The 25,119-nt window shown below is 66.6% G+C and carries 25 protein-coding genes and 1 pseudogene; 11 read left to right on the forward strand and 15 right to left on the reverse strand.

The features are described from left to right. The first annotated feature begins 176 nt into the window (after positions 1–176). Positions 177–812 carry a hypothetical protein gene (locus MEBOL_RS19445; protein WP_095978847.1) on the forward strand — a complete coding sequence of 212 codons (636 nt, stop codon included), beginning with the start codon at positions 177–179 and terminating at the stop codon, positions 810–812. Between the two features lie 28 nt (positions 813–840). Here MEBOL_RS19445 and MEBOL_RS19450 read toward each other — a convergent pair whose 3' ends face one another. Beyond that, positions 841–1,236 carry a winged helix-turn-helix transcriptional regulator gene (locus tag MEBOL_RS19450; RefSeq protein WP_095978848.1) on the reverse strand — a complete coding sequence of 132 codons (396 nt, stop codon included), beginning with the start codon at positions 1,234–1,236 and terminating at the stop codon, positions 841–843. Positions 1,237–1,313: 77 nt separating this feature from the next. Between MEBOL_RS19450 and acuI the strand changes: the two genes are divergently transcribed. From acuI to MEBOL_RS19475, 5 genes are all read left to right on the forward strand, one after another. Beyond that, positions 1,314–2,303, forward strand: a complete 990-nt coding sequence (acuI, locus tag MEBOL_RS19455) for an acrylyl-CoA reductase (NADPH) (RefSeq protein ID WP_095978849.1) — start codon at positions 1,314–1,316, stop codon at positions 2,301–2,303. Positions 2,304–2,412: 109 nt separating this feature from the next. Next, on the forward strand, positions 2,413–3,306 hold the full coding sequence (locus MEBOL_RS19460) for an enoyl-CoA hydratase/isomerase family protein (RefSeq protein WP_095978850.1): 894 nt from the start codon (positions 2,413–2,415) through the stop codon (positions 3,304–3,306). A 71-nt stretch (positions 3,307–3,377) separates the two neighbouring features. Next, the gene (locus MEBOL_RS19465; protein ID WP_095978851.1) at positions 3,378–3,839 is read left to right on the forward strand and encodes a ribosomal maturation YjgA family protein; all 462 of its coding nucleotides are present in this window, start codon (positions 3,378–3,380) and stop codon (positions 3,837–3,839) included. Positions 3,840–3,898: 59 nt separating this feature from the next. Then, the gene (locus MEBOL_RS19470) at positions 3,899–4,564 is read left to right on the forward strand and encodes a glutathione S-transferase family protein (protein ID WP_095978852.1); all 666 of its coding nucleotides are present in this window, start codon (positions 3,899–3,901) and stop codon (positions 4,562–4,564) included. 187 nt (positions 4,565–4,751) lie between these two features. Further along, positions 4,752–5,111 (forward strand): hypothetical protein, encoded by a 360-nt coding sequence (locus MEBOL_RS19475; protein ID WP_095978853.1) that lies wholly within the window; start codon positions 4,752–4,754, stop codon positions 5,109–5,111. A 22-nt stretch (positions 5,112–5,133) separates the two neighbouring features. Here the strand turns inward: MEBOL_RS19475 and MEBOL_RS43690 are convergent, their stop codons facing one another. The 4 genes from MEBOL_RS43690 to MEBOL_RS19495 all read right to left on the reverse strand — a co-directional run bounded on the left by MEBOL_RS43690 (position 5,134) and on the right by MEBOL_RS19495 (position 7,852). Next, positions 5,134–5,268 (reverse strand): hypothetical protein, encoded by a 135-nt coding sequence (locus MEBOL_RS43690; RefSeq protein WP_281256669.1) that lies wholly within the window; start codon positions 5,266–5,268, stop codon positions 5,134–5,136. Positions 5,269–5,942: 674 nt separating this feature from the next. After that, a complete protein-coding gene (locus MEBOL_RS41285; RefSeq protein ID WP_157775257.1) occupies positions 5,943–6,698 on the reverse strand; it encodes a hypothetical protein in 756 nt (251 codons plus the stop codon). Positions 6,699–7,046: 348 nt separating this feature from the next. Next, complete coding sequence (locus MEBOL_RS19490; protein ID WP_095978855.1) at positions 7,047–7,514, reverse strand: SRPBCC family protein; 468 nt, start codon at positions 7,512–7,514, stop codon at positions 7,047–7,049. Continuing rightward, positions 7,511–7,852, reverse strand: a complete 342-nt coding sequence (locus tag MEBOL_RS19495) for an ArsR/SmtB family transcription factor (RefSeq protein ID WP_095978856.1) — start codon at positions 7,850–7,852, stop codon at positions 7,511–7,513. The genes MEBOL_RS19490 and MEBOL_RS19495 overlap by 4 nt, the downstream gene beginning before the upstream one ends. A 495-nt stretch (positions 7,853–8,347) precedes the next feature. On the opposite strand from MEBOL_RS19495, the gene MEBOL_RS19505 reads away from it, so the two are divergent. After that, positions 8,348–8,740 (forward strand): acyl-CoA dehydrogenase C-terminal domain-containing protein, encoded by a 393-nt coding sequence (locus MEBOL_RS19505; protein ID WP_095978858.1) that lies wholly within the window; start codon positions 8,348–8,350, stop codon positions 8,738–8,740. A gap of 661 nt (positions 8,741–9,401) precedes the next feature. Here MEBOL_RS19505 and MEBOL_RS19510 read toward each other — a convergent pair. Next, positions 9,402–10,589, reverse strand: coding sequence for a hypothetical protein (locus MEBOL_RS19510; protein ID WP_170115547.1), 1,188 nt, complete (start codon positions 10,587–10,589; stop codon positions 9,402–9,404). A gap of 659 nt (positions 10,590–11,248) precedes the next feature. After that, a complete protein-coding gene (locus MEBOL_RS19515) occupies positions 11,249–12,196 on the reverse strand; it encodes a LysR family transcriptional regulator (protein ID WP_095978860.1) in 948 nt (315 codons plus the stop codon). Positions 12,197–12,311: 115 nt separating this feature from the next. Between MEBOL_RS19515 and MEBOL_RS19520 the strand changes: the two genes are divergently transcribed. Together MEBOL_RS19520 and MEBOL_RS19525 are read left to right on the forward strand one after the other, a co-directional pair. Beyond that, positions 12,312–13,481, forward strand: a complete 1,170-nt coding sequence (locus MEBOL_RS19520; RefSeq protein WP_245919916.1) for an FAD-dependent monooxygenase — start codon at positions 12,312–12,314, stop codon at positions 13,479–13,481. Between the two features lie 170 nt (positions 13,482–13,651). Further along, positions 13,652–14,512 carry an AraC family transcriptional regulator gene (locus MEBOL_RS19525; protein ID WP_095978862.1) on the forward strand — a complete coding sequence of 287 codons (861 nt, stop codon included), beginning with the start codon at positions 13,652–13,654 and terminating at the stop codon, positions 14,510–14,512. A gap of 13 nt (positions 14,513–14,525) precedes the next feature. Here the strand turns inward: MEBOL_RS19525 and MEBOL_RS19530 are convergent, their stop codons facing one another. The 5 genes from MEBOL_RS19530 to MEBOL_RS19555 form a co-directional block, all read right to left on the reverse strand. Beyond that, on the reverse strand, positions 14,526–15,731 hold the full coding sequence (locus MEBOL_RS19530; protein ID WP_218920929.1) for an Atu1372/SO_1960 family protein: 1,206 nt from the start codon (positions 15,729–15,731) through the stop codon (positions 14,526–14,528). After that, positions 15,728–16,039, reverse strand: a complete 312-nt coding sequence (locus MEBOL_RS19535) for an MFS transporter (RefSeq protein WP_157775263.1) — start codon at positions 16,037–16,039, stop codon at positions 15,728–15,730. Before MEBOL_RS19535 ends, MEBOL_RS19530 begins: the two co-directional genes overlap by 4 nt. 5 nt (positions 16,040–16,044) lie before the next feature. Further along, the gene (locus tag MEBOL_RS19540) at positions 16,045–16,599 is read right to left on the reverse strand and encodes an MFS transporter (protein WP_157775266.1); all 555 of its coding nucleotides are present in this window, start codon (positions 16,597–16,599) and stop codon (positions 16,045–16,047) included. Positions 16,600–16,895: 296 nt separating this feature from the next. Beyond that, a complete protein-coding gene (locus MEBOL_RS19550; protein WP_157775268.1) occupies positions 16,896–17,369 on the reverse strand; it encodes a YcjF family protein in 474 nt (157 codons plus the stop codon). Between the two features lie 19 nt (positions 17,370–17,388). Then, positions 17,389–19,056 carry a hemopexin repeat-containing protein gene (locus tag MEBOL_RS19555; RefSeq protein ID WP_170115548.1) on the reverse strand — a complete coding sequence of 556 codons (1,668 nt, stop codon included), beginning with the start codon at positions 19,054–19,056 and terminating at the stop codon, positions 17,389–17,391. Between the two features lie 13 nt (positions 19,057–19,069). Between MEBOL_RS19555 and MEBOL_RS43695 the strand changes: the two are divergent. Further along, a pseudogene (locus MEBOL_RS43695) lies at positions 19,070–19,300 on the forward strand (transposase); the annotation flags it as partial. Positions 19,301–19,474: 174 nt separating this feature from the next. Here the strand turns inward: MEBOL_RS43695 and MEBOL_RS19565 are convergent. The 3 genes from MEBOL_RS19565 to MEBOL_RS19575 form a co-directional block, all read right to left on the reverse strand. Continuing rightward, positions 19,475–20,083: an EF-hand domain-containing protein gene (locus MEBOL_RS19565; protein WP_245919918.1), complete on the reverse strand. Its 609-nt coding sequence runs from the start codon at positions 20,081–20,083 to the stop codon at positions 19,475–19,477. 208 nt (positions 20,084–20,291) lie between these two features. Next, entirely contained in the window at positions 20,292–20,936 is a 645-nt protein-coding gene (locus tag MEBOL_RS19570; protein ID WP_157775271.1) for a hypothetical protein, read from the reverse strand. Between the two features lie 286 nt (positions 20,937–21,222). Beyond that, positions 21,223–22,383 carry a hypothetical protein gene (locus MEBOL_RS19575; protein WP_095978870.1) on the reverse strand — a complete coding sequence of 387 codons (1,161 nt, stop codon included), beginning with the start codon at positions 22,381–22,383 and terminating at the stop codon, positions 21,223–21,225. 932 nt (positions 22,384–23,315) lie between these two features. Here MEBOL_RS19575 and MEBOL_RS43005 point away from each other — a divergent pair. Continuing rightward, on the forward strand, positions 23,316–24,824 hold the full coding sequence (locus MEBOL_RS43005) for a hypothetical protein (protein ID WP_170115406.1): 1,509 nt from the start codon (positions 23,316–23,318) through the stop codon (positions 24,822–24,824). Positions 24,825–25,119 lie beyond the last annotated feature (295 nt).

Below are 25,119 nucleotides of genomic sequence, written 5' to 3' on the forward strand. Positions count from 1 at the left end.
CCTGGAGCACGCTTGAACCCAGCGGATGACCGAACATGACCCTCATTCTTCCCGTCACGCCCAATGAACCAAGGCAGTTGAATCTTCTTCAGACCCTCAGCCCGTCTCCCCATCTGAGGTGCAGACTCGTCAGCGGGCGCCCTGTCGTGTCCGGGCTCTACCAGGAGAGCAACCGTGTGCCTGACGTGGTGCGCTACGTCATCGACCTGACAAGCGACACGCCTGATGGCGCGAGTCTCTCGCCTCCAGAACGAGGCGACGCCGATCTCATCTCCCATGATGGGTTCAGCGGCGATGTACGGGCAGACCAGCACCGCGCGAAGCACGAACGGATCGTGCTGATTCTCGAGTCGCCGCACAAGCACGAGTACACACAGGACTTCACACCCATCGCGCCCGCGCAGGGGTCCACCGGTTGGGGAATCCGCGATTACATCATCCCGCTGCTCTACAGACACCAGCGGCTCGAGCTCCCACCGAGCAAGTATGAACTGCTGATATGCAATCCGGTCCAGTTCCAAGCCTCTCTCTACGAACTCCATAGGGAAGAGCTGAACGACAACGAGCCGGCCCAGCAGTTGAGGAACACCACCTGGCGGACGTTGTATTACGGCATGAACGAGCGGGCCCACTTCCTCCGTCGCCTGGACGGCTACAACGCCGCGGCCGTCATCGTCGCCTGTACGGCGGCGCTCAGACAGGAGGTGCTGAGCGACGTGCTGCGCTGGCCGAACGGCTGGGTCCCCATCGTGGAGGCCAGTCACCATCCATGCGCCTGGCAAAGGAACATCAGCCGGGTCACTTTCGCGTGAACAAGACGTGGCGGCGAGCTGCCCGGCCTCACGGCCTCCGTGGCGATGCCAACGGCTCGCTCGCCGCACACGTCGGCAACGCATCGGGTTCGACACCCTGACTGCGCAGGTAGGCCACGCCCCATTCGCGCAGCGTGAGCAGTACCGGCGCCAATGAGCGACCGAACGGCGTGAGTTCGTACTCGACCTTCGGCGGCACCTGCGGATAGACGCGGCGCACGATGACGCCGTCGTCCTCCAGCTCGCGCAGCTGCAGCGTGAGCATGCGTTGTGTGGCTTTCGGGATGCGCCGCGTGAGTTCCATGAAGCGCAGCGTGCCGCCCATCAGGTGGAACAGGATCAGCGGCTTCCACAGCCCGCCGACCACCGAGACCGTGGCTTCCACTGGGCAACCGCTCTTGGGATCATGGCGCTTGGATCGCATACGTACATCCTTGATAGTAACCGTCATTATTGTGCCTTCTTGTGGTTTTGTCAGTATCCGCCAGATTGTGGGCATCCATGGGAGGCCCCATTCGCGCACTGCTGACAGAGAAGACCGAGGCCGGACTGTCGACGACCCTCACCGACCTCGATCCCGCCGAACTCGGCGAAGGCGACGTCACCGTCCGGGTCGAATGGTCGACGGTGAACTACAAGGACGCGCTCGCGCTTTCAGGGCGCGGCGAGATCATCAAGACACTGCCGCTGGTAGGCGGTATCGACCTCGCGGGCACCGTCGAGTCGTCGGATGACGCCCGGTTCGCGCCGGGCGACCGCGTGCTCGTCAACGGCTGGGACCTGAGCCAGACGCACCACGGCGGCTACTCCGAGAAGGCGCGCGTGCCGGCCAACTGGCTCGTCCCCGTGCCCGACGCCTTCAGCACGCGTGATGCCATGGCGATCGGGACGGCCGGCTACAGCGCAATGCTGTGCGTGCTCGCGCTCGAGCATTCCGGCCTGACACCCGATGCCGGCGATGTCCTCGTCACCGGTGCGAACGGCGGCGTCGGCTCCATCGCGATCGCACTGCTGTCGAAGCTTGGCTACCGGGTCGTCGCCTCCACCGGCCGCGTGTCGGAGGCGGAGCACCTTCGCGCGCTGGGCGCGGCGGATGTTATCGACCGCAATGACCTCGCGCGGCCCGGCCCGCCTCTGGGTCCGGAGCGCTGGGCCGGCGCGGTGGACGCCGTCGGCAGCCACACGCTCGCCAACGTTCTGGCGCGGACGCGCTACCGCGGCGTCGTGGCCGCCTGCGGACTCGCGCAGGGCCTGGACCTGCCGACGTCGATGGCGCCCTTCATCCTCCGCGGCATCACCCTGGCCGGTATCGATTCCGTGAGAGCGCCCCGTGATCTGCGGCTGGCGGCATGGGCACGCCTCGCGACGGATCTCGAGCTGCCCAAGCTGGCCGCCGCCACGCGGGAAATCGCACTCGCCGACGTCCCCGACACCGTCGCGCACCTGCTGCGCGGTGAGGTCAGGGGGCGCCTGGTGGTGCGGATTCCCTGAACGGTCGAGTGGAACGCCGTCGGCGCGGGCCGTCCCTCGAGGCGCCGGCGGATCGAACCGAATCGAGGGACGCGTCACATCCGAAACACCCACGCACGGGAGACAGCACATGACACAACGACAAGCCACGCCCTCTCTCTTCAATATCGAAGCGCACGGCCCCACGCTGGTGGTGCGCATCGACGGCGGTCCGCTGCAGCTCTTCAGCGCCGACGTGGCGCTGCAGCTCGAAGCGCTCGTGGACCGCGTGGACAAGGACCCCGATGTGCGTGCGGTGGTCTTCGCCAGCACGCATCCGCGGCGGTTCATGAGCCATGCGGACGTGAAATGGCTGCAGGAAGGCGGCGCCGACTACGTCGCGCGCCAGCAGACGGGTGCGCCGCCGCCGGCGCCCGCGGAGGGCTACGTTGGGCTCGACCGCCTGCACGCGATCTTCCTTCGCATGAACAGCATCGGCGTGGTGTTCGTCGCCGCACTCGAGGGCCAGGCGCTGGGGCTCGGCGCGGAGTTCGCATGGGCCTGCGACCTGCGGGTGATGGCCGACACGGACGCCTTCATCGGTCAGCCGGAAGTGCTGATGGGGATCATGCCGGGCGGCGGCGGCAGCCAGCGCCTGACCCGGCTGGTCGGGTCTCATCGCTCGCTCGTCGCGATCCTCGAAGGCAAGCCATTCACGCCCGCGCAGGCACTGGAGTTCGGTGCGGTGGATGCGGTGGTGCCGAAGGCCGACGTCGTCGCGAGGGCCATCGAGCTCGCCCATCATCTCGGCAAGCGCGACAAGGCGGCCGTAGGCGCCATCAAGCGTGCGATCTACTTCGGTGGCTCGCTACCGCTGCCAGACGGCATCAAGCTCGAAGCCAAGGAGTTCCTGACGCTCAACGTCTCCGCGCATGGTCAGAAGGTGATGCTCGCCTACCAGCGGAAGACAGCCGAGCTTGGGGAGCTTCCGCTCTACGCTCCTGAGGGCTATGACGCCGCGCTACGGGCAGGGCAGGTCGTCTAGCTGGTGAGCCTGCCCAGCTTTTGTGGCTCTCCCGCACATTTGCCCTGGGTGGGGGCCATACAATGCGACGCATGCAGACCGATGTTTCGCGCGCCGTCCCACCGTCCCGCTCCCGCGTGCTCCTGGTGCCAGCCCTGCTCCTCACCGTCGTGCTGGGGTTGGGCTCTCGCTCCGGGATGGCCCGGCACGTGCTGCCGCGCTTCCTCACCGACTACGCGGGTGACACGCTGTGGGCCACGCTCGTTTATCTGGGCGTGCTCTTGCTCTGGCCTTGGCTGTCCGTGTGGCGCGCGGCGACGGGGAGCCTGGGCTTCGCGTTCCTCATCGAAGGCAGCCAGCTCTTCCATCCGCCCTGGCTCGATGCGCTCCGCTCCCACACCCTCGTCGCCCTGGTGCTGGGCCGGGGATTCCTCGTGTCGGACCTCTTCTGTTATGCGGCGGGCGTGGCGCTCGGCGTGGGGCTCGACGTGGCGTTTCTGTCCCCGGCCGCCAGGAGGTCGGACGCGAAGGGCTCACCCTCCCGCCCGAGATAGACGGTGAATTCGTTTCCACGCCACCGAGGGGGGGCGGCCCCCTGGTAGGGTACCGGTCCATGTCGCTCACGCTCTACGGCTTCGGCCGCGTCAACTCCAAGGTGGTGGGTCTCACGCGCGATCTGCGCGTCCTGTGGATGCTCGAGGAGACGGGCCTGCCCTACCAGGTGCGCGGCCTGGATCATCCCGCGGGTGAGTTCCGGAGCGAGGAGTTCCGGCGGCTGAGCCCCTTCTCCCAGGCCCCGGTGCTCGACGACGAGGGCTTCGTGCTCACCGAGACGGGCGCGGTGGTGCTCTACCTCGCGGAGAAGACGGGCAAGCTCATGCCCGCCGACCTGAAGGGCCGAGCCCAGGTGACGCGCTGGTGTTTCGCCGCGCTCAACACCCTGGAGCCCCCGCTGTTTCAGATCGCGATGATCGATCTGTTCGGCGCCGAGGATCCCACCGGGGCGCAGCGCCGGCCCGGCCTGGTGGAGTGGGCGGACCGGGGGTTGAGCGGGCTCGAGGACTGGCTGAAGGAGCGCCCGTACCTCACCGGGGAGGAGTTCACGGTCGCGGACCTGCTGATGACCACCGTGCTGCGCGAGGTGCGCCACGGGGGCGTGCTCGAGCGCTACCCCCGGGTCAGCGCCTATCGCGAGCGGTGCGAGGCGCGGCCCTCCTGGCAGCGGACCCTGGACGCCTACGAGCAGCGGCTCGGCGTGGCCGCGGGCAGCGCGCGCTAGAAGGATGCGCATCGCCGTACGGGCCCTCGCCAGGAGCGGCCACCGGGAAATCCACGGGGCCCTCTCAATTTCTTGAGGGGAGCGGGCCGCCCGCCGTGCCGTGTCCGGAAGGCGATGCCGGGCGGGCGGCCCTGGTCCGGGGATTGCTCAGAGCTCCACGCACCTCGAAGGACGAAAGGACGGCGACATGCGGATTCGAAGCGGACTGTGGGTGGGGCTGGTGGCGTGGGCCCTGGCGGGCTGTGGCGGGACAGAGGACACGGCGAAGACGGGACGGCTCCAGTTGCACGAGGGCAAGAACGTGGCGGAGGCGCCCACGTGCACCCTGGAGGGCCCCGCCTGCGCCGCGGGCACGCAGTGCATGTCCTTCGTGCTGGACGGCAAGCGCGAGCAGCGCTGTCTGGGCGCGGAGGTGTGCACCGACTGGATGCGCTGCTCGGGCGGCACCCAGTGCGTCCTCATGTCGTCCTACCCCGTCCAGGTGGCGTGCTCGGGCACCTGCACGGGCGACGACTGCGACACGGCCGTGTCCAGCCCGGCGCCGTAGGGCCCCGCGGCCCGGGCCCCGCTCAGCCCTTCGCGGCCTGACGGGCGAGGGCCGCCACCAGCGTGCCCATGCCCGCGGACTGGGCGAAGCCCGGCTCGAAGCCGTGGACGATGTGCTGCGCCACCACCACCGGGAAGGGCGCGGGCAGCGCGCGCAACAGCTCCCCTCTCCCTCCTATACGCACAAGCGTTTAGCGGCGCACCACGAGGCCCACGTCGACACCGCCACGGTGGGGCCAGCAGTGGCCCCAGGGGTGGCTCCGGTGGGAGTTCCGGGAAACACCGGGTGCGGCCCCGGTAAATCCCGGACGTGGCGCCGGGAGAAACGCCGGTAAAGCGCCGGGAGTCGGGCCGTGGGGCGGGCGAGCGCGGCTGTTGGCGCGCCCAGGGTTTGCGAGGCGGGTACCCTTCGAGATCAGCAAGCGGGCGCGTGAATTCGCGCCGATGCCGCGCAGTGGTTGGGCGGGGGGATTTGCTCCGACGCCGCGCGCTAACCTGCTGCGCCCGTGGAGAGAGCGCGCGCGTCGGGCAGGTGTAGCTGGGCTCGTGAAGCCCTCAGTCCAGCGAATACGCCTTACAAAAGCGTGACGTACAACCATATGGTTGCATTTCGAGAAGAGACGCCAGCGCATGGCGCAGCTCGACGATGTTCTTCTACCGAAAGGAAAATGATTATGCCGCTTACCTCTGTCACTAAAGACGCCGCAACGCTCACCCTCACCGTCGTGGGCGACTATCCCGTTCCGCAAAAACGCCTTGGGGACGCCTCTGCCGACCCGCGCCAACTCGAGCGCTTTTGGGGACCACCCACCTGGCCCGCCACCTTCACGCGTCATGATATGAAAATTGGCGGTCGCGCCGAGTACTTCCTGACCGGGTCCGGTGGGCCGCTCCAGGAGAACTCGGACGCGCGTGTCACCTGGGTCGCCTTGTCCAGGGGCAGCGCGAGCGTCGGCGGCGCCTTGAGCACCAGGCTCACGTTGTTGGTGCCGGGCGCCAGGTTGAACTTCGTGCCGGTCGAGCGGGCCGTGTAGTCCGGGCTGGACCGGTTCTCCGCGACCGCGGTGAGGGTCAGGGAGCTCTGGGCGACCACGGGCACCGTGTAGCTGAACGACGTGGGCCCCCCCAGGTCATTGAACAGCTCGAGGGAGGTGCTCGGTCCGAACCGCAGGGCCATCTGGGTGTTGTGCAGCGTGATGCCGCTCGGCACGCCGATGGTGCCCGCGAGGGGGGAGTTGGCCACGCTGCTCAGGGTGACGGACTGGTTGGAGACCGTGGAGCTGTTGCTGACGCTCACGTTGTCCCGCCGGCCAAAACCCGTGAAGCGCGTGTAGGGCGCCGAGAACGCGGAGGCGTGCTCGCCCTGGAACGCGAACAGCGTGCCCGTGGTGGTGGGGGCGTCGCCCCACGACAGCTTCGCCGAGTAGGTGCTGGCCGCGGAGTCATACGTCGCCGACGGGCCCGTGACCTCGGGCGAGGAGAAGATCACCTGGGGCGCGCCCATTGTGTTGGACGGCTTGACCGCGTTGATGACGGCGCCGGTCACGGGGGCGGAGTAGGGCGGGGTGCCGGGGTTGGACGGCAGCACCAGGGTGGGGTTGCGCAGCGTGGCGCCCTTGAAGACGACCGCGTTATTCCCGGCGCCCTTGCCCGCGGCGATGTCGTAGGGCGCCTCCGCGTATCCATGCTCCGGGTGAGCGAGTCACCGAGCTATACGCACCAACGACTTCGTCTGGTGGGTCCCCTTCTCGCTCTACCTGTGGGACGCGTGGCCGGCCTGGCGCCGCACCTTCGCCGCCCCCGAGGGACTCGGGTAGTCCGGGGCCTACAGCGGCGCGCCGCGCGGATTGGTGCCGGACGAGGGCCTGCTCGGGCGCGAGCGCGGGCCGCCGCCAGGTGCGCGCGTGAGTCCGCGGCCGCGCGGAATCGGGGCACGTCACTCCACGAGTCGGGCGAGCTGCTCGGTGACGCCGCCCCACCCATCATGAAAGCCCATGGTTTCGTGCAAGGCCCGGTCGGCTCCGTTCTTGTGCATCACCTGGGCGACGTAGTGGGTGCCCTGGGGATGGTCTCGCAGTGTGATGATGGCGGTCATGAAGGGCTGCTCCGCGGGTCTCCAGCCGGCGACCAGGGAGTTGGTGAAGACGATCCGTTCGAGCGCGTCGACGGCGAGATAGCAGCCAGTCAGATGGGGCAGGAACTCGCCCCCGTTCTCGCTGATGCGCGTGACGAGTGCGCCACCGGGGCGGAGATCCATCTCCTGGACCTTGCACCGGGCCGGCGCGGGGACCCACCACTGCTCGAAGCTCGCGGGGGTCGTCCAGGCGCTCCAGATGGCCTGTCGGGGGGCCTTGATGACGCGCGAGATGGTCAGGTCGAGTTGCTCGGGTGAAGACGGACTCATTCGGGTTCTTCCTTTTGTTGGGTGGTGACGAACGCCTCCAGCCTGTCGGTGCGGCCTTCCCAGAGGGCGCGTTGCTCGGACAGCCAGGCCTCCACGGTGGCGAACGGTTTCCTGTCGAGGACGCACGTGCGCACGCGGCCTTCCTTGCGTGTATGGATCCATCCGCTGTCCTCAAGCAGATGGATGTGTTTCATGAAAGAGGGCAGGGCCATGTCGAAGGGCTTCGCCAACTCACTGATGCTCGCGGGCCCCTTGCCCAGCCGCTTCAACACCGCGCGGCGGGTGGGGTCGGCGATCGCCTGGAAGAGACCGTCCAACCGCTCCGAATACTGTTCCATGTGGCTAAGTATCAAGTCTCGATACTTACCGCAAGGGCTAAGTATGCGGAGGCGTGTGGGGCCCTGGCGGGTCGGTCCGGCGGGGTCGAATCCCCACGTTCACTCCCCTGGTCTCGCGGTTGCCGACCGACCTTCCACCGCGAGCACCCATGAGCGCACCTTGCCCCGTCTGCTCGCGGCGGTTCCCTCAAGAGGGAGAGGAGGGAGCGAGAGTGGAACCCCAGGAAGGGGCCAGCGAGGAGCCAAAGAAGGAGAGGACACCGAGAGTGGACTGGGCAAAGCGACTGCGCGGGACGTTCGCGTTGGACGTCTTTACCAGTGCCTGGTGAGGAGGCAGGCGCCGGGTGTTGGCGTAGCTGACGGCCCCCAACGCAGTGCGAGCCATTCCGCGGCATCTGGCACTGCCCACGCGGCCTGCTGCCGCTGGCCGCGGCGCAGGGGCCTCCCCAGCAGGCGTGGTGTTGAGCCGCGAGCAGTCCCGCTGCCAAGGTACGCTTGCAGGGATTGCTCGGACGGGTGCGCGCGACGGCGGAGGGAGACGAGGGCGGCGAGGAACTGAATGCCGAGCGCGCGGCGTTGGGCCAGGGGCTCACCGCGATGGAGACGATGCTGGGCAAGCTCGGCGAGTCCGTGCACCACGTGGGCCTGCAGGGCAACCGGGTGCTGATGGCGCTGGCGGATCTGATCGAGGGCTGGCTGCTGGTGCGGCACGCGGCGGTGGCGCTCGGGCGAGCGAAGGAGAACCCGGGAGACAAGGCCTTCTACGCGAGCAATGTCGCGAGCGCGCGCTGGTTCTGCCACGAGGTGCTACCGGGCCTGGAACACGCCGCGCGCATGGTGGAGCGCGGCGACTTGAAGTTGATGAACCTTCCCGACGAGTCGTTCTGAACCTCGAGGCGCGTTCAGGTCGCACACCAGGGGGGGCATCGAGAATCAAGGTTTTGGGAGCGGGGGCAATCCCGCCGGTGCTTGGTATTCTTTTTCCTGACTGGGTCCGAGGTATCCCTGAATCCAATCCGACAGGAAACTCGCATCCTCGCCCAGGCGCATATCCTGAGCATCGGCCCGCGCCCCCGTACACTGGGCGCTCCCGTACAAACGAAGGAAATCAGTGCGCACCAGTTGTCCAAACAAGGTTTGGCCATCTTCGAAATGAAAAGCGAGGAGTGCCATCCAGGGAGGCGTTGTCAGTACCGAATCCCTTGAGATTACCGTGTGAGAGAGGGCTCGCTGGAGTCGACTCAACATGGCGGGTGGCATTGTCGCCAGCACATGTCCGCTCGGGCATGAAAGCAGCTCGACCTTGAAAACATGGTCGGCTTCCGCTTTGAGCCATTGAGCTCTGTCAATGCCCGCATCGGCTTGCGAGCCCTCCCTAATCGGAGGGGAAGAAGGACCCGCAGTCGGGACAACAGGTCGCGGCTTCACGACCGCTTTCGCCGCAGGCTCATCCGGTGGAGAGGGAGACGACTCCCGACAAGCGGAGAGCATCAGCAAGGAGGAGACAAGCCTTGCAAAGAACCATGAGGATCGCCGTTCAACACGCTCATCAAAAGAGGACATAGCCGGAATCATCAGGCACCATCCCGAACGCCCTCCGCAAAAGCGCGAACTCCCGGGCGTACGTAAGACTGTTGACGTACATATAATAACGCTTTGTACTGCCCACGGGAACAGCTCTCAAATCCGCCCCCATCCCAGGAGGTGCGCCATAAACCTTCACGCCACCGCCGAGGGCAACAGACAGCCGGGACATGTAACTACTGGCCATGATTGTCTCTTGAAAATATCTCTTCGCAAGCCCCGCCGTGGTCGTTTCCCTTCCTCCAATCCAATCAAAAGATATTTTCTCGGCATCGCTTTTGGTCCCGTCAATTGCACGAACAAGGTTGCGGTAGACCGTTGTTGCCATGCACCCCCAGACCTTGACAACACCGTCGGGAGCGAATGCCGCCTTGAAGTCCTTCAATCTCGGCATGTTTATGGCATCGAAGTCCTTGAGTCTGGGGTCCTTGTCATTCGGATCTCTTTGATCTTGCCGTACTCCACCCGCAGCATACAAGGCATCCTCGTATGTTTCGACGAGGATGGGTCCACCCGCCCAGGCGTGAGAGAAAATGTGGAATTCCGCGAGGGAGCCAGGAGCCTTCACCCCAAGCTCGGCAACATAATCATAAACATGCCTGATGGAAATCGAGTCATCCAGATATCTCTTCTGGAGATTCGCCTTGTCCTTATAACTTCCGAGATGCGTCTTGCTCTTACCTTGCAGGACACGGTCCATCTCGAACCACTCGGACGAGCCCTTCAGCATTCGAGTTCGCTCACCCGTCTTGAAGTCGAAAATAGTCACGACGGTAGCATCGCCTATCCGTTTCACGATGCTCTTCTTTGCTCCAGTCCGGTAAGTACTTCCCGAGTAGAGGTCGTCACGATAGCTCTCACAAAAAGCTACGTTGTTGGAGCCTCCGCTATAATCCCAGCCTGCGACGAGCAGCACTTCGGAATGAACCTTCGCCAGGCGCACGAGCAAGGAGTGAACTCTCTTGGCTACACCTCCAGAAGACTCCACGCTCTGCATGATCGTCGGGCAACAGGAAGGGGAACCCTTATCGAATCTGGGAACGAGCCCAACAGAATCCTTGACGAGCGACAAAGGAAAAACGAAATCTGGACGGTCTGAAAACGATACAATCAGTTCGTGTTTGCCTGAAATCGTGCCCCCCAGAGCGAGCATCACAGCGCCATCCGGAGTCGACGGCCGACCTACCGCCGGAGCCAACTTCAATTTAATGGACTGTACGCGGAGCGCACTCCCGCTCTCATCGACCGCAGAAACGGAAAGGTAATCACTTGTAGTCATATTCAGGCCCCCATCAACCGCGTACAGTGTAGGGGGAAACATACTCGGCGGTCCAGTCCCGCTGATCGCCAAGTGCATACCTACTACCCGCGCCAGGAACACGCTTTCCATGGTAGGTGGAACGCGGCGATCTGAACCTGACGCACGTGCCCGACGAGTCGTTCTGAACGCCTTGGTGTGGCGTCCCTGGTGCCTCCGCCGGGCCGGCGTGTGCCTGAAGGGGTTGCACCGCCTCTCCACCAGCACGGCGCACAGCCCGCGTGGCACCCAGCAGCAGCCCTTCTCGACCCCTCGGTTCCAGCCCTCCCTCTCAACAGGTCCCCTCTCCCGCCTATACGCTGGCCGACATGAGCGTCCACGACCTCCTGCCCGCCCTCCGCGAAGCGTTTGGCCTGACGCCCTGGCAGTACAGGCGCAGGCTCGCCGCGACCCATGCCAGTGGTTTCCAACGCTCCCGTGTCGGGCGGGCGCCGTCGCCAGGAGGACGCAGCCCGGTCAGTCGGAGACCAAGACGAGCCCGGGGAGCGCCGTCTTCAGCGCTTCCCGCGACGCTTTCGCTCGGTGGCCTCGGAGGTCGCGGCGTGCCGCGGGAGCGGGCTCACCTGCCGCGCGCTCTCGATCAGCGCTCGCACCACGGGCGCGTCTTCGTCCTCCGCTCGCCATGTGACGACTTCGCTCAGATGGATGTGGAGGTCTTCGACCTCGCGCCACACCAACGAGGTCCGCGCGGCCGGCTCCCAGAACTTCTCCGTGAGGAAGGTGACCGCGTCGCCGATGACCACCAGCGCCAGGAGCGCCTCCAGGTCGAGCACCTCCGCCGTCACGTGCAGCGTCGCGCCTCGCTCTCTCGCCGCTGTGATGATGTCCGCGTGGAGCCGTGGATAGAGCTGACGTGGCTGGAGCAGCACGCGTTCGCTCTCGATGTCTCGAAGCCGGAGCTTCTTGATCCGTGCGAGTCGATGCTCAGCGGAGACAAGCAGCCCGAGCCGGTCACGAGTCATCTCCAGGTGGCCCAGGGTGTCGTCGTGGGGCGCGTAGGCACCGTAGCCGAAGGCAATCGTCCCCTGTCGCAGGGCCGCCCACTGCTCGACGCTGCTCATGGGGATGAGTTGCAGGCCGACACGGGGCGTTCGCCTGCGAAACGCCGCGACGAGGGACAGCAACGCGCCCATGAAGGTCGTCCCCGTTTCAAAGCCGATGACCACGGTGCCGAGCCTGCCTTCAGCGACTCCCTTGGCTTCGTCGACGGCCGCGTCGACGCTCGCCAGGATGCTCCGGGCTCTCTCGGCAAAGGCCTTCCCAGCGGCGGTGAGCTTGATGCCACGTCCCTCCGGCTCGAAGAGCTCAACGCCCATCTCCTCCTCGAGGTCCTTCATCTGCCGGCTCAGCGGCGATTGCGAAACGTGGAGTCTCTCGGCGGCCCGGCGGAAGCTCTGCTCCTCGGCGATCGTCACGAAGTAGCGCAGGTGTCGGAGTTCCATGGGTCACAATCGTTGCGGAAAAGGTATCATATGCGAGCAATCAATGTCTTGGACGGCTCGATACGGGACGCGTACGTCGGTGCCCATGAACTCAACGAGCCCGACGTCCCCCCGAGTGCTGGTTTCCGGCGCCAGTATTTCCGGTCTCACCACCGCCTACTGGCTCTCCCGTCATGGTTTCGCGGTCACGGTGGTCGAACGCGCGCCGCATCTGCGGCCGGGCGGTCATGCGCTCGATGTGCGCGGTCCGGCCCTGGAGGTCGCGGAGCGGATGGGCATCCTCACCACGATTCGCGATCGAAGCACGAAGCTGACGGGAATCTCCGTGGTCGACTCGGCCGGCGAGGAGCTCTTCCGGAGCACGGAGTGCACCTTGACGGGCGGCCGGCTCGACAGCCCCGATGTCGAGATCCTGCGGGACGACCTCTGTGACGTGCTTCACGGAGCCGTGGGCAACCAGGTCGAGTACATCTTCGGCGACTCCATCGCATCGCTGACCCAGGACGAGTCGGGCGTCGACGCCACGTTCGTCCGTGCCGCGCCTCGCCGCTTCGCGTTGGTGGTCGGCGCCGACGGATTGTATTCGGGAGTGCGGCGGATTGCCTTCGGCCCTGATGAGCAGTTCCTCCGCGCCTTGGGTGACCTGTACGTCGCGACCTTCGGCATGCCGAACTTCCTCGGTCTCGAGCGCTGGCAAGTGATGTATAGCCAGCCTGACTCGGTCGGCGCGCTGGTCATGGGCCTGCGAAAGGACGTCAACGCGAGGACGTATCTCGGCTTCAACGCGCCGCGAGGGCTCGACTACGACTTCCGCGACATCGACGCGCAGAAACGGCTCTTGGCCGATCGCGTCGCTGGCGCGGGCTGGGTGATCCCGCGGATCGTGGAGCACATGCTGCGCGCGACCGACTTCCATTTCTACTCGCTGAGTCAGGTCCGAATGAGCAACTGGTCGCGCGGGCGGGTCGTATTGGTCGGCGATGCCGGCTACGCCGTCTCCCTGGGGACGGGTCAGGCCACCTCGGTCGCGATGGTCGGCGCCTACGTCCTGGCCGGTGAGCTCGCCACGCACCAGGACGATCTGGTCGCCGGGGTGGCCGCGTATGAGGGCGAGCTACACGACTATGTGATTCGCAACCAAGACATCGCGGTGGAGCAGAACGCCAGGTCTGACGAACCGCCGGACGAGAACGCCACCCCCGGCGGCCTGCCGGATTTCGGAGCGCTGACGCTGCCGTTCGCGCTCAAGAACTACCAGGGCGGCTCGCGAACCATTTCGCCGTGAACGGGCGCCGCTTCTGGGGGGAGCCGGGCGTGTCGCGGATGACGTTGAAGATGTCCGACCAGGCGAGCTCGCCGACGGGGTTTCCCTCGGTGTCCTTGAGACGGCTCACCGCTCGATCGACACGTCCACGGCCGCCGTCACGTTCGTATATAGCGTAGCACCGCCAAGCCATGAAGCGCACTCGTCAACCCTCAGCTCGTCATCTTCGGCAGATCCCCTTCGCTGGCGCGAAGGAGCTGCCGGTCCCGATCTTCTTCAGGACCGAGCGGATGCCGTCGAACGCCACGTACCCGCTGATGCTCCACCACTGGGGCGAACTCATCTACTCGTTCAGCGGCATCGTCGAGGTCACGGCGGGCGACGAGCATGTGCTGGCACCGCCGCGGCTCGGTCTGTGGATTCCCGCCGAGACCGAGCACGTTGGATTCAACGAAGCGGAGGCCGTTCATTGCTCCGTGTACATCAACAACCGGCTCTGCGAGCGCATGCCGAAGACGCTCTGCGGGGTCATCGTGACGCCGTTGGTTCGTGCGATCTTGGAGCACCTGCGCGACCACGAGGCATCGGACGATGACCCTGCTGCCCGCGCGCGACTCCTGCGCGTGCTTGTCGACCAAATCGCGAACTGCTCGACGACGGGGAGCTACATCCCGCGCGCAAGCGACCCGGTGCTCGACGAGGTGCTCTCGGCGCTCAAGCAGAACCCCGCCGACAACCGCTCGATCGCGGAACTCGCGCGCGCGTTTCACCTGAGCGAGCGAACGCTCATTCGTCGATGCGAGCACGACCTCGGGATGTCGCTCACCGAGTGGCGTCAACGGCTGCGGCTGGTCACGGCGCTGCCCCTGCTTCGTTCGGGCCGCGGCGTCGAGTCCGTCGCGCTGGATCTCGGCTACGCGACGTCGTCGTCGTTCATCGCGATGTTCCGGCGCTTGATGGGCACGAGCCCAAGGCAGTTCGTCACGCAGCTCCCGACGCCATCAGGCAAGGCGGCGACCTTGCCAGCGCGGAGACGTCGGACGAGCGCGTGAGCCGCGAAGCCCCTCATCTGACCTCGAAGATCGCCTGAATCTCAACGGCACTATTCAGAGGCAGCGACGCGGCTCCCAGCGTGCCGCGCGCGTGAGGGCCCGCGTCGCCGAGGACTTCGACCACGTAGTCGGAAGCCGCATTCATCACCTGGGCGTGCTCGGCGAAGCCGCTCGGTGTGTTGAAGATCCCGGTCAACTGGACGCAGCGCTCGACGCGGTTCAGGTCTCCGTCGAGGGCATCCGCCAGGACGGCCAGGACGTTCTGCATGGTCTGCTTCGTTGCCTCTTTCGCCTGCTCGAGCGAGACGTCCTTCCCGATGACTCCCGGATGGAGGACCTTGCCGTCCTTCAGGGCGATTTGGTTGATGAACACGAGGTTGCCGGATCGAACGGCGGCTCGATAGTTTCCGACGGGCTTCGGTGCTTTGGGCAACCCGAGCGCCGACGTGTCGATCGTCCTCCTCTTCGGTGGCGCGGGCACCGAGGCGCTCTTCTTGGCGTGCGGTCGCTCACTGCTCAGGGCACGTGCCGCGCGCGCGAGCGCGGCGCCTTGCTCGCGGGCGATATCGACCTCGGCTTCCGAGAGCGTGTTCTTCGGCTCGCGCCCCGCGATGGTCGTGATCCCGAAGGGCGTGTTCCCATTGAGCGCTCGAGCACCCGCCGCGGCCGCGCCGATGTTTCCGGTCGTGACGAGCGTCATGCCTTGCGACGCGAGGTTGTTCCAGAACGACAGAATCGCCGACTCGCGCCCGAGCCCGCTTCCTCCGGCCATGAAGACCGTCGCCGGCACACCCGCGAGGGATTGGTCCACCCAGATCTTGATGCCCTGGTCGAGGAAGTGGCGCATGTCGGCGCTCATGTTTCCGAAGTGGATCGGCGAGCCGAAGGCGATGCCGTCATATCCGGGAAGCTCGTCGATCGTGGCCACGGGGATTTCCTTGAAGAGCTCCGCGTCCTTCGCGTCGATCGTCGGCACTTTCTTGATGACGGCCCGCACGTGCTCCTTCTCCACGCCAGCGGCAATCTCCGTGGCGAGACGGACGGTGCTTCCGTTCTTCGAGTTGATGAGGATCAGCACCGTGGTTTCACGATTGGGCCTCTCCATGGCGGACTTCTCCTCTGTGGCGGCTCTTGCCGTCGTGTGGGTCGCGCAGCCAGCCCAGAAGAAGACGAGCGCTAGCTGAAACGTCAGTCGAGAAATCGAATCAAGCAGGTTCATGGTTCCTTGGTGTCGAGCGCGAGCCGTGGCTCATGCTCGGTGCTCCGTTGGATGGTCGATGTACCGATAGGTCCGACGGCGGCCAGCAAGTATCCGATGCTCTGAGCCATGCCTGACAGCGTCGCGGCCTGATGAGCGGTGCTCGTGCGGAAGCTGACGAACGTCAACCCTAGGATGATTCCGGCGCCCGTCCCCAAGCCGAACAAGACCGCCCAGAGGGCCGCGTCTCGTGGCGCGGCTAGCAAGCCGAGCAGCGCGATCGCCGAGAGCGCCGCCACGACGGCCGCGGGCAGACGTTGATCGGGCATCCGCGTCACGATCGGTCCAAGGCCGATGCCCCGGCTGAGCGCAGCACGATCCCCAGCGCGATGGACACGAGTGCGCCGAACAGCGTGCGCTCCAAACCGTACTTCCGTGCGAGCAACGCGCTGCTCGGCGACACGAGCGCGAAGGCCAGCAAAGGCAACGTCGTCAGCGCGCTGGCCGCCGCGGTGCTCAGACCGAAGTCCTCGCGAATGAGGCCGAGGACCGGCGGCAGCCCCGTGAATGGGGCGCGAAGGTTGGCGGCGATGAGGAGAACGCCGAGAACGATGAACCCTCGTGACTCGGCGCCGACGCGAGCGCGGCCCGCCCGGTCATCCGGCTTCGTCGGAGCATGTTCCCGGAGTTCCATGCTGGGAACCATGCCGCCGAACGAAACGAAGCATATAGCGCGAAACTGCCATTCGATAACGCGGGCCAGCCACTGCCGCGTGACGACTGGGACTGCTCGGGCAATCGCGTCGTCGGCGCGGGCCGAGATGGTGTCAAAGGACTCGAAACGAGGTGCCCGAAAGAAAACAAGGCTCGGCGTAGACGGGTCACGCACCGCTCTTCAAATCCCGTGGTGCAACTGGACGAAGCGCTGGAGCAAGAGGGGGAGTGAGGACATGGCGGGAGCGCGGGGGCGCTTCGCCGAGCAATGGGCCGAGCCGGTGGAGTTGGAGGTAGCGCCCCTGCCGTGTTGGCGACGATTGGAGGAGCAGGAGCGGCGGCGTGCGGTGCGTGGACTCATGGAGGAAGTGGAAGCCGAGGCTCGCGCACGAGACAAGCCCGGCCCGAGCACCTCAAGCGCTGTCGCGACACTCCATGGCGGTCCAACGGCCCTGGGAATGCTCCCGCTAGCTAGGGTTTGATCCCCGCGTAGCTTTGAATGGCCTCCTGCTGGCCCCGCGCGAGGTTCTCTTCATAGACCTTCTTCGCCCGCTTCTCGTCGAACGTCAGGAAGGTTCCTCCGGACTCGAAATGCTGGATGAACACCTGCCCGAGCGCGTACGTGGACGCGGGCGGGAGCGTGAGTCCGGCGAGGTTGAACAAGATCTTGCCGGGCACGGGCACCAGCATCCACAGCAGGGTTCCCACCGACACCGTGAGGCCGAGTCCGGAGAGGGCACCCAGGATCGCGAGCGCCCGCTGCTGGGAGAACTCCACCTCGTAGATTTTGGCGAGCTGGTGGAGCATCCGCAACTGCACTCCCCAGAGGAGCCCCGCGTCCAGAAGGGGGGGGATCGGCAAGATTCCGGCGGCCGCCGAGCCGAACATGTAGTTCCGCACGACCTTCGCCGCCCGCGCCGACTTCTCTTCGTCTTCAATGCTCATCGCCCCGCCTTTCGTCTGGCTAGTCATCGACGAACTTCCAGTCCTCGACATAGTTACCAATGATGTATTTGGGGAACCCAGGATCCGCGCGGTAGTTGGCGAGATCATAGCGGATCTGCTGATTGCCCTTGAAGAAGTACGCCTGACCGCTTCCCCAATACATGGCGGCATCGAGGCGATCGAACGTCACGCCCACCCAGCGCTTGCTGAGGGGCTGGGGGTAGCCCTCGTCGACGCGGTTCTTCAAGGGGTTGAAGCGGACGTACTGGTTGCCCAGGAAGAAGTAGACCGTATCGTGTCCCGTCACCAACACCGCGTCGATGCGATCGAAGGGCACCCCCGGCCAGCCCTCGGAGATGAGCCGGGGGTAGCCGGCGTCCATCTGGCGGGTGTCGACGTCGAAGCGGATGAAGCGGTTGTGTCTGAAGATGAAGAGCTTCCTGTCCAGCTTCTCTCCGCTCGGGGACACCAGATCCTTTCCCCGGAAGGCGGTGTCGATCCGGTCGAACCCGTGTTCCTCCAGGTTCGGCATGAGGTCGGAAAGGGGTTGGGGGACCTGGGTCACCTTCTTGTCGCGGTCATAGCGGACGAACCAGCTCCCGCGCAGGAAGTAGATCTCCCGCCCCAGCTCGAACACCGCGGTGATGGGGTCGAACGACACCGACTCCTTGTAGGCCTCCATGAGGGCAGCGGCCTTGTTCGGATCCCGGACCAGGGTCCAGATTCCCGCCACGTCCAGCTCGATCACCTGGGGGTTCTTCGGGATTGTCTTCAACCACCCGTCATAGGCCTGCGCGTCGAGCGAGCTCATGGCCGCGAGCGACACCTCGTCGCCCCCCTTGCCGATGACGGTGCACTGCGAGCTGTTCTTGAGCTTCTCTCGGCTCGCCTCTCCCTTCATGTTGGAAGCGCTGTCCTGCCCGCCGAAGCTCGCCTTGATGCCCGCCTGGATATCCTCCTTGCTCAGGCTCGAGGACTTGAGCACGGTGAAGATCAGCGTGGACTTGCCCCCCACCCAGGCTCTCCGCACGTAGTGCGAGCCATAGCGGCCGAAGAACTCATCGTAGGCCCTGCGGTGTCTGTGCGAGAAGGGCGCGGGGATGGAAGGCTCGCGGATCTCCTCGATGCAATCACTCGGATCGGGAATGTAGACCGTCCACAGCGGGACGAAGGAACTGCGCACGGCGTAGTAGGCGTCCTGCTCGGAGCGCAGCCGATTGTTCCAGCCACTGCTGGCACTGACGCTGAAGGGGGTGTTGCTGAGCGTGAGGCTCGCGTCCATGCTCATCTGCGTCTCGAAGCGGTCCCACGACTCCTCGATGAGCACCTGGTTGAGGGACTCGTTCATCGGGAACGGAGGGCTGTCATTGACCTCGTAGCCCACCGGCAGCGAATAGCTGTCCCGGGTTTCCTTGAAGCTGATGGGGCGGAATTCTTTCCTCCTGAAGAGGAGCTGAGCCAGGGAATAGGGTTGGTAGGGCCGCAGGTGGATGCCACGCCCCACGACTTCCAGCCCCGGAAGGGGGCGCGGCTCCTTGCTGGAAGTCTTGTGCCCGGCGGCGGTCTCCTGTTTGGCGGGAACGGGGAGCACTTCCGGGAGGGAGGGAGGAGTCGCGAGGTCGGCGCCGTCGCGCGCTCCTGCCTTGACGGGCGACTCGGGGTGGTCGGCGCGAGTGGTTTTTGGCACGGCAGCTCCTTGCGTGAGGGAATGGAGGAGTCTCGGCCCAAGGGTACGCGCGGCCAAGTCAGGTGAACAGCCCGCGGTTGAGTGGTGCGCACTTCTGTGGCAGCGTTTGTCACGAGCGGAAGACGGCCGCATCGCCTATCGGATGAAGCGCCCGCTGCCGGACGGCACCACGCACCTGCTCTTCACCGGGCTGGAGTTTTTACGGCGTGTGGCGTCCCTGGTGCCTGCGCCTCGGGCAAACCTCACGAGGTTCCACGCCATCCCCATGGGAGGACTTCGCCCCCCGGGTCAGGAAGGAGCGCGTCGGCTGCTCCTATCGCAACATCGGGAACGGACGAAGAAGTCCAGCGAGCGCCTGGCTCCTCCTTTGTCCTCCACGGCATCTAAAGCATCAGGGGGTCGTGGGCGATTTTCGCACTCAATCGAGTGCATCCAGGGAACCCAGCAGCCAGTTGCCGGGAGCGTTCGGATCCGAGCTCAGGTAGTACTCGACGATGGCCTGATGGAACTCCGAATGACTGAGCTCGCCGTCACCGTTCCGGTCGAGCCGCCTGAAGGCCTCGCCGGAGGTGGTCGGAGGGATTCCAAGCGCCTCGTACATCCGCACGTACTCCTCGCGCGAGAGGCTGCCATTGCCGTCGCGGTCAAGCGCGCCCAGCAACCCGTCGACGATGCCGACCACGGCGATCTCGAAGTTCTTCGGAGCGATCACGACAGCATCCATGATGCGGATGAACTCCTGCTTCCCGATCCTCTCGCTGGCCTTGTCCTCACGGGCATCCAGCAGGAGGGTCCACCAGTGCGGGAATCCCCTCTTCATCGCGCTCCTGTTCTTCTGATCATTCTCCTCCGCCACGGCGCTGAACAGCCCGGCCATCGTCTCGACATCGTCCTGGGTGACCCATCCATCGCCATTCTGGTCGAACCACTTGAATACGTGGTTGAACTTCCTGGCCTGCAAGTCCGTTTTCACGAAGACACCTTTGGGGATTGAGGCTGAAGCCAGCCGTGGTTGCGCGAGTGCCATCGTAATACGGATCCTCGAACGCCATTGGCCCCAGGCGTCGGCCGTACACTGCGACGCATGCAGACCGATGCTCCGCACGCCGTCCCGCTCCCGCACGATCCTGGTGACCGCCCTGTCCATCTCTGTTACGCGGTGGGCGTGGTGCTCGGCGTGGGGGTCCTGTCGCGGGCCGCCACGAGGTCGAACGCGAAGGGCTCACCCTCGCGAGTCAGGACGGCAGGCCGGCCTGGGGCACGTAGCCGGAGAAGCCGTGGTTCTGGAACGGGTCGCCGTAGATGGGCCCGGGGTTGGGCGCGACGACGACGCGCTGACCGCTCGCGATGGCCTGGGCCGCGTTGGGCGGCAGGCCCATGCCCAGGGTCTGCTCGACCTGGGCCGTGCTCATGTCCTGGACGCGCAGGTTGTCCTTCGTCTGTTGCAGGGCATCGCTGGTGATGATGGCGCCCTGGCTGTGCGCCGCCACGTGCACCGGCTGGCCGGACTGGGCGGCCTGGGCCACGTCGGGCACGAACCCGTTCGTGCCGTTGTGGACGCAGATGACATTGGCACCGGTCTGGTTGGCCAGTTGCCGCGCGGCCTTCGCCTGGTCCGGGCTGTTATCGGGATCGGCCGACACGCCCGGCACGCCCGTGGGCTGGGGTTCCTGGACGGGCCGCGCGCCCGGAGGCATGGGCGTGCTCGGAGCGGTGGTGCCGAAGCCCCGGGGCCGGATCGGGCGCGTAGTTGCCCGTGCCATGCAGGGCCGTGCCGAGGGCATCGAGCCCCCGTTGCGCCACGTGGGCCGTACCTCGCGCGGGGCCACCTTCGGCGCGGGAGGAGGCGGCGGGCGCGGCGTCAGGCGGTTGATGGTCATGGGGCTCGGCCTCGCGGAAATCGGAAACCGAGGGCCCGGTACAGCCCGCGTCCCCGGAAGGCTGGGAGCTCCCCCAGGCAGGAGAGGACACCGCGAGTGGACTTTCGCGCGCAGCTGCGCGGGACGTTCGCGTGGGACGTTGAGCCTGCCCCGTTTTGGTGGTGTCCATGGAGTGAAGCCCGAGGCCGGGGAGGAGTGACTCCCTGCGTTCGCGGCGTGCCCGGAAACGCCAACCGCGCCCCCCAGGCGGCAGGGGACGCGGCTCGTGGTGTCGCCCCGACGAGGCTCAGATGAAGAGCTTCTCGACCCAGGACTTCTCGGGCTGCACCACGTTGGCGGGCGAGGCCACGCCCGTGGCGCCGGCCAGGGAGGGACGCAGGCCCTCGGCGATGCTCGGCTTGATGTGGTGACGCAGGTCCACCGCCACGTCGCTCTTGAGGTACGTGCCCACGCCCGCCGCGGCGTTGACCTCCGCGGACTGCTTGAGGAAGCCATTCTCCAGGCCGAACTTGCCACCCGCCTGCGCCGCCGCGCCCGCCACCACGCCGCCCGTCACCGAGCCGTGCAGACGGCCCAGGTGCCCGCCGGCCGTGCCGTACGCGCCCGCCGTGGCGCCCGCGCCCACCTGGCCGGACACCATCGCCGTGGCCGTGCGCGGGTCCAGGCTGGCCACGCCCTCGGCGTACGCGGCGGCCGAGGCCCGGGCGTCGCCCTTGACGTAGCCACCCACGTGCCGGTTGAAGTCGTGGTTGGCGCTCGCCGTGACGCCCACGCCCGTCTCCGCCCTGGCCGTCATCGCGCCCGTGTAGACGTGGTCGTTGCGGTCGATGGACACGCCGGCCTGGGCCTGGCCCTTGAAGCTGTTGGCCTCGGCGGTGACCTGGCCGCTCGTCACGCCAAAGCGGCCCGCGTGCGCCTTCTGCCACTCGAGGGCGGCGTGGGGCCCCTGCACCTCGGCCTGGGCCGAGTAGTGGTGCACGCCCCCGCCGTTGTGGCTCGTCGTGGAGGCCTGCATGGAGCCCACGTTGCCGCTGAGCTTGCCGCCGCCGAAGGTGTCCTTCTGGAAGGGGCTGCCCGGCTTGTCCACGAGCATGTTCTGGTGGGCGCCCGCGGGCGCGGTGAGCTTGTTGTCACCGCCGCTCACCGACAGCGACTCGCCCGAGGTCTTCTCCCAAGGGGTGTAGGAGGGGCCGCCCTCGGGCATGCCGGGGTGCTTGGGAGGCGTGCCCGTAGGGGCATTGGCGCCGGGCGCGTTGGCCAGCGGCGTGGCGCGGCCCAGGGGCTTGGGCTGGAAGGCCGCGGGGGAGGAGGCGCCGGGCGTGTTGGTCAGCGGCGTGGCGCGGCCCAGGGGCTTGGGCTGGAAGGCCGCGGGGGAGGAGGCCGGCGAGGAGGTGGGGGAGGCGGAGGGGCGCGGCGTGGAGCGGAACATCGAGGAAATGCGGGCCATGGGAGACTCCTCGGAAGGTGCGGCGGATGGGGTGGCGGTGCGGCGATGTCTGGACCTATTGCAGCCGACATGCCAGGCCTCTGTCGCCCCCTGTGGACAAGTCACCTCCCATGATTTCAAGGGGTTGGGAGAAAAGGGGGCGGGCGACAGTGTGGGACGCGTGGTGACTGAGGTCACCAGTGCCAACTGTTGTCACCACACATCAGGTGCTCCACGAGGTCCCAGCGCGGGGCCACGCCCAGGCAGCGGGGAACGCGGGCTTCGTCATCGCGGGCGTTCAAGGGACCTCCTCGAGTTGCCGGCGCGGCTTCTCCTTCGCGCGCGACATGGGTCTTGAGCGTCCCCACGAGGCAGTCGAGGACGACCGCCACCTCCTAATGGATCAGCTCGTTGGCGGAGGTGAGCACGAGCGCCGCGCGCTCGCGGGGCTTGAGCAGGGCGAGCGCCTTCTCCAGAGGGTGGCGCTCCAGGACGAAGTCCGGTGAGGCCAACGCGGTGCGCCCTTCCTTTAGGACAGGGGGCTCGGGAAGGAGCTCGCGACGGCCGCGGTCGCGGCTGAAGAAGACATCGCAGGCGATGCGATGGAGCCAGGAGGAGAACGTCGACCCGCCCCGATAGCGCGGCGGACTCGCTCAGGAGCCGGCCATCGTCTCGGGCGAGGTGTCGGCCAAGGGCCGCCGGGTGGTCGAGCGCCACCAGCCCCGGGCCCCCGGTGACTCCACTCACCAGTGGTGACTCGACTCCGCCCCGCGCCTGATGAGCCCCGTCACCAGCCGGGCGCCCCGACGTGCTCCCCCTTGCGCCAAACCCTTGAGAAGACGGGGGTTGTCCAGGAACCGAGGCCTGGCACGCGTGCTGCACTAACGCTTTCCCGTCTCGGCGTCCTCACGAACCCCTTCTCTTCTCTCTCTCTTTCTTCCGGAGCACATGTCATGGGCATCAAACTCGGTGGTGCGAGCAACCTCTTCAAGGGCGGCAACAAGGTTCCGGATTTCAAGCCCAGCGCGCCCAAGCCGGACGCGAAGCCCCAGTTCTCGCCCCGTCCCGACATCAACGGCAACAAGCCGGGTGCCAAGCCGGACGCGAAGCCCCAGTTCTCGCCGCGCCCCGACATCAACGGCAACAAGCCGGGCCTGAATCGTCCCGGCTTCGACCCGGGCAACCTCCGCCCCAACATGCCGAACAACCCCATGTCCAACATGCCGGGCAGCCGGCTGGGTGGCGCGGTGGATGCCTTCGGCGGAGTTGCCCAGGGCATCGCCGGGCTGGCCGGGGCCGGCCTCGATATCGCCTCCACCGTCGGCATGATGGCCCCCCAGATGATGGGCCCCATGGGTCCGGGCCCGCAGATGATGCCGCCCCAGATGATGGGTCCGCAGATGATGGGTCCGCAGATGATGGGCCCCATGGGTCCGGGCCCGCAGATGATGCCGCCCCAGATGATGGGTCCGCAGATGATGCCGCCGATGATGGACCCGTTCGCCGGGGGCCTGCCGCCGGAGCTGGCCGGAGCGCCGATGATGGACCCGTTCGCCGGGGGCCTGCCGCCGGAGCTGGCCGGGGCGCCGATGATGGACCCCTTCTCGGGCGGCGGTATGCCCGCCGAGCTCGCCAACCCGGCACCCCGCGGCGCCCCGATCGAGTTCGAGAAGGCCCAGGGCAAGCCCGCCGAGCCGGCCGCGCCGCTCGCGGAGGACGGGACGCCCATTCCCCAGGCCACGGACAAGCGGCCGGAGGGCGACACGCGCTCGGCGAAGGACATTGTCAACGACACGCCCGCGCTGGCCAAGCTCGGCCGTCAGAAGGACATCAAGTTCGATGAGCTGTGCAAGCAGACCGGCGTGGATCCCAAGCTCGACCTGAAGGACTCGAAGCAGAACCCCGACGCCGTCTACCGCCTGGCCAAGGTGCTGGAGTTCATCGACAGCTCGCAGATCTCCGACGGTGGCGAGCGCACGGGCAAGGTCAAGGGCGGCAAGGGTGACGGCAACATCGAGGGCATCACCAAGGACGGCGACGCCCGCCACGGCACCGAGGCCGGCATGGTCAAGGACTTCGCCGAGAAGGGCTACGCCTCCCTGGGCACGGATCACCGCCTGCCGACCACGTCCGACACCCACGTGAAGAAGGACGGCAGCAACAAGGACAACTTCCAGTGGTTCGCCGGCGAGGCGGGCAAGCACCTGTGGTTCATGCCGGGCGTCAGCAACGTGCTGACTGGCATCGGCAACTCCGAGGGTGGCGCCGGGGGCGCGATCCTGGGCGGCCTGGGCGGCATGGTCCAGACCTGGAAGGGCGCCGCCGAGGGCCTGATTGGCGCGGTGGGGACGGGCAAGATCAACCCCGCCTCCGCGCTGCTGGGCGCCTACACGGGCGCGCTGGGCCAGACCGAGGCCGCTCCCCAGGAGGTGAAGGACCTCGTCAACATGCTGCCCTTCTGAGCTGAGTCGCCGAGCTGATTCGAGAGGGTCCTCCAACACGGGGGGCCCTCTTTTCTTTTGGGGCGTGTGCGCGCCGCTGGCGAGCGGCGGCGCTCCGGTCGACTCGAAGCACCACCTCGCCGAGGGTGCGCGGGCGGCCGCATCGCCATCCCTCCTGGAGGCGGGCCCGCGGATGGAGAGCGCCAGGCGCTGGTGACAGCGCTCACCAGTGGTGACTCGGCTCCACCCCGCACCTGATGAGCCCCGTCACCATCCGGGTCTCCCGAGGCGCTACTTCCTGGGCCAACCCATGGAG

The organism is Melittangium boletus DSM 14713, from assembly GCF_002305855.1.
Taxonomy (GTDB): Bacteria; Myxococcota; Myxococcia; order Myxococcales; family Myxococcaceae; genus Cystobacter; species Cystobacter boletus.

Excerpts from the sequence above, each read along its gene's own strand:
- MEBOL_RS19475 (WP_095978853.1), top strand. The coding sequence starts at position 4,752 with ATGCGGATTCGAAGCGGACTGTGGGTGGGGCTGGTGGCGTGGGCCCTG.
- MEBOL_RS19465 (WP_095978851.1), top strand. The coding sequence starts at position 3,378 with ATGCAGACCGATGTTTCGCGCGCCGTCCCACCGTCCCGCTCCCGCGTG.
- MEBOL_RS19490 (WP_095978855.1), bottom strand. The coding sequence starts at position 7,514 with ATGAGTCCGTCTTCACCCGAGCAACTCGACCTGACCATCTCGCGCGTC.
- MEBOL_RS19550 (WP_157775268.1), bottom strand. The coding sequence starts at position 17,369 with ATGAGCATTGAAGACGAAGAGAAGTCGGCGCGGGCGGCGAAGGTCGTG.
- MEBOL_RS19530 (WP_218920929.1), bottom strand. The coding sequence starts at position 15,731 with ATGAACCTGCTTGATTCGATTTCTCGACTGACGTTTCAGCTAGCGCTC.
- MEBOL_RS19575 (WP_095978870.1), bottom strand. The coding sequence starts at position 22,383 with ATGGCCCGCATTTCCTCGATGTTCCGCTCCACGCCGCGCCCCTCCGCC.
- MEBOL_RS19515 (WP_095978860.1), bottom strand. The coding sequence starts at position 12,196 with ATGGAACTCCGACACCTGCGCTACTTCGTGACGATCGCCGAGGAGCAG.
- MEBOL_RS19525 (WP_095978862.1), top strand. The coding sequence starts at position 13,652 with ATGAAGCGCACTCGTCAACCCTCAGCTCGTCATCTTCGGCAGATCCCC.
- MEBOL_RS19570 (WP_157775271.1), bottom strand. The coding sequence starts at position 20,936 with ATGACCATCAACCGCCTGACGCCGCGCCCGCCGCCTCCTCCCGCGCCG.
- acuI (WP_095978849.1), top strand. The coding sequence starts at position 1,314 with ATGGGAGGCCCCATTCGCGCACTGCTGACAGAGAAGACCGAGGCCGGA.
- MEBOL_RS43005 (WP_170115406.1), top strand. The coding sequence starts at position 23,316 with ATGGGCATCAAACTCGGTGGTGCGAGCAACCTCTTCAAGGGCGGCAAC.
- MEBOL_RS19495 (WP_095978856.1), bottom strand. The coding sequence starts at position 7,852 with ATGGAACAGTATTCGGAGCGGTTGGACGGTCTCTTCCAGGCGATCGCC.
- MEBOL_RS19460 (WP_095978850.1), top strand. The coding sequence starts at position 2,413 with ATGACACAACGACAAGCCACGCCCTCTCTCTTCAATATCGAAGCGCAC.
- MEBOL_RS19510 (WP_170115547.1), bottom strand. The coding sequence starts at position 10,589 with ATGCTCGCTCTGGGGGGCACGATTTCAGGCAAACACGAACTGATTGTA.
- MEBOL_RS19535 (WP_157775263.1), bottom strand. The coding sequence starts at position 16,039 with ATGCCCGATCAACGTCTGCCCGCGGCCGTCGTGGCGGCGCTCTCGGCG.
- MEBOL_RS19470 (WP_095978852.1), top strand. The coding sequence starts at position 3,899 with ATGTCGCTCACGCTCTACGGCTTCGGCCGCGTCAACTCCAAGGTGGTG.
- MEBOL_RS19450 (WP_095978848.1), bottom strand. The coding sequence starts at position 1,236 with ATGCGATCCAAGCGCCATGATCCCAAGAGCGGTTGCCCAGTGGAAGCC.
- MEBOL_RS19565 (WP_245919918.1), bottom strand. The coding sequence starts at position 20,083 with ATGGCACTCGCGCAACCACGGCTGGCTTCAGCCTCAATCCCCAAAGGT.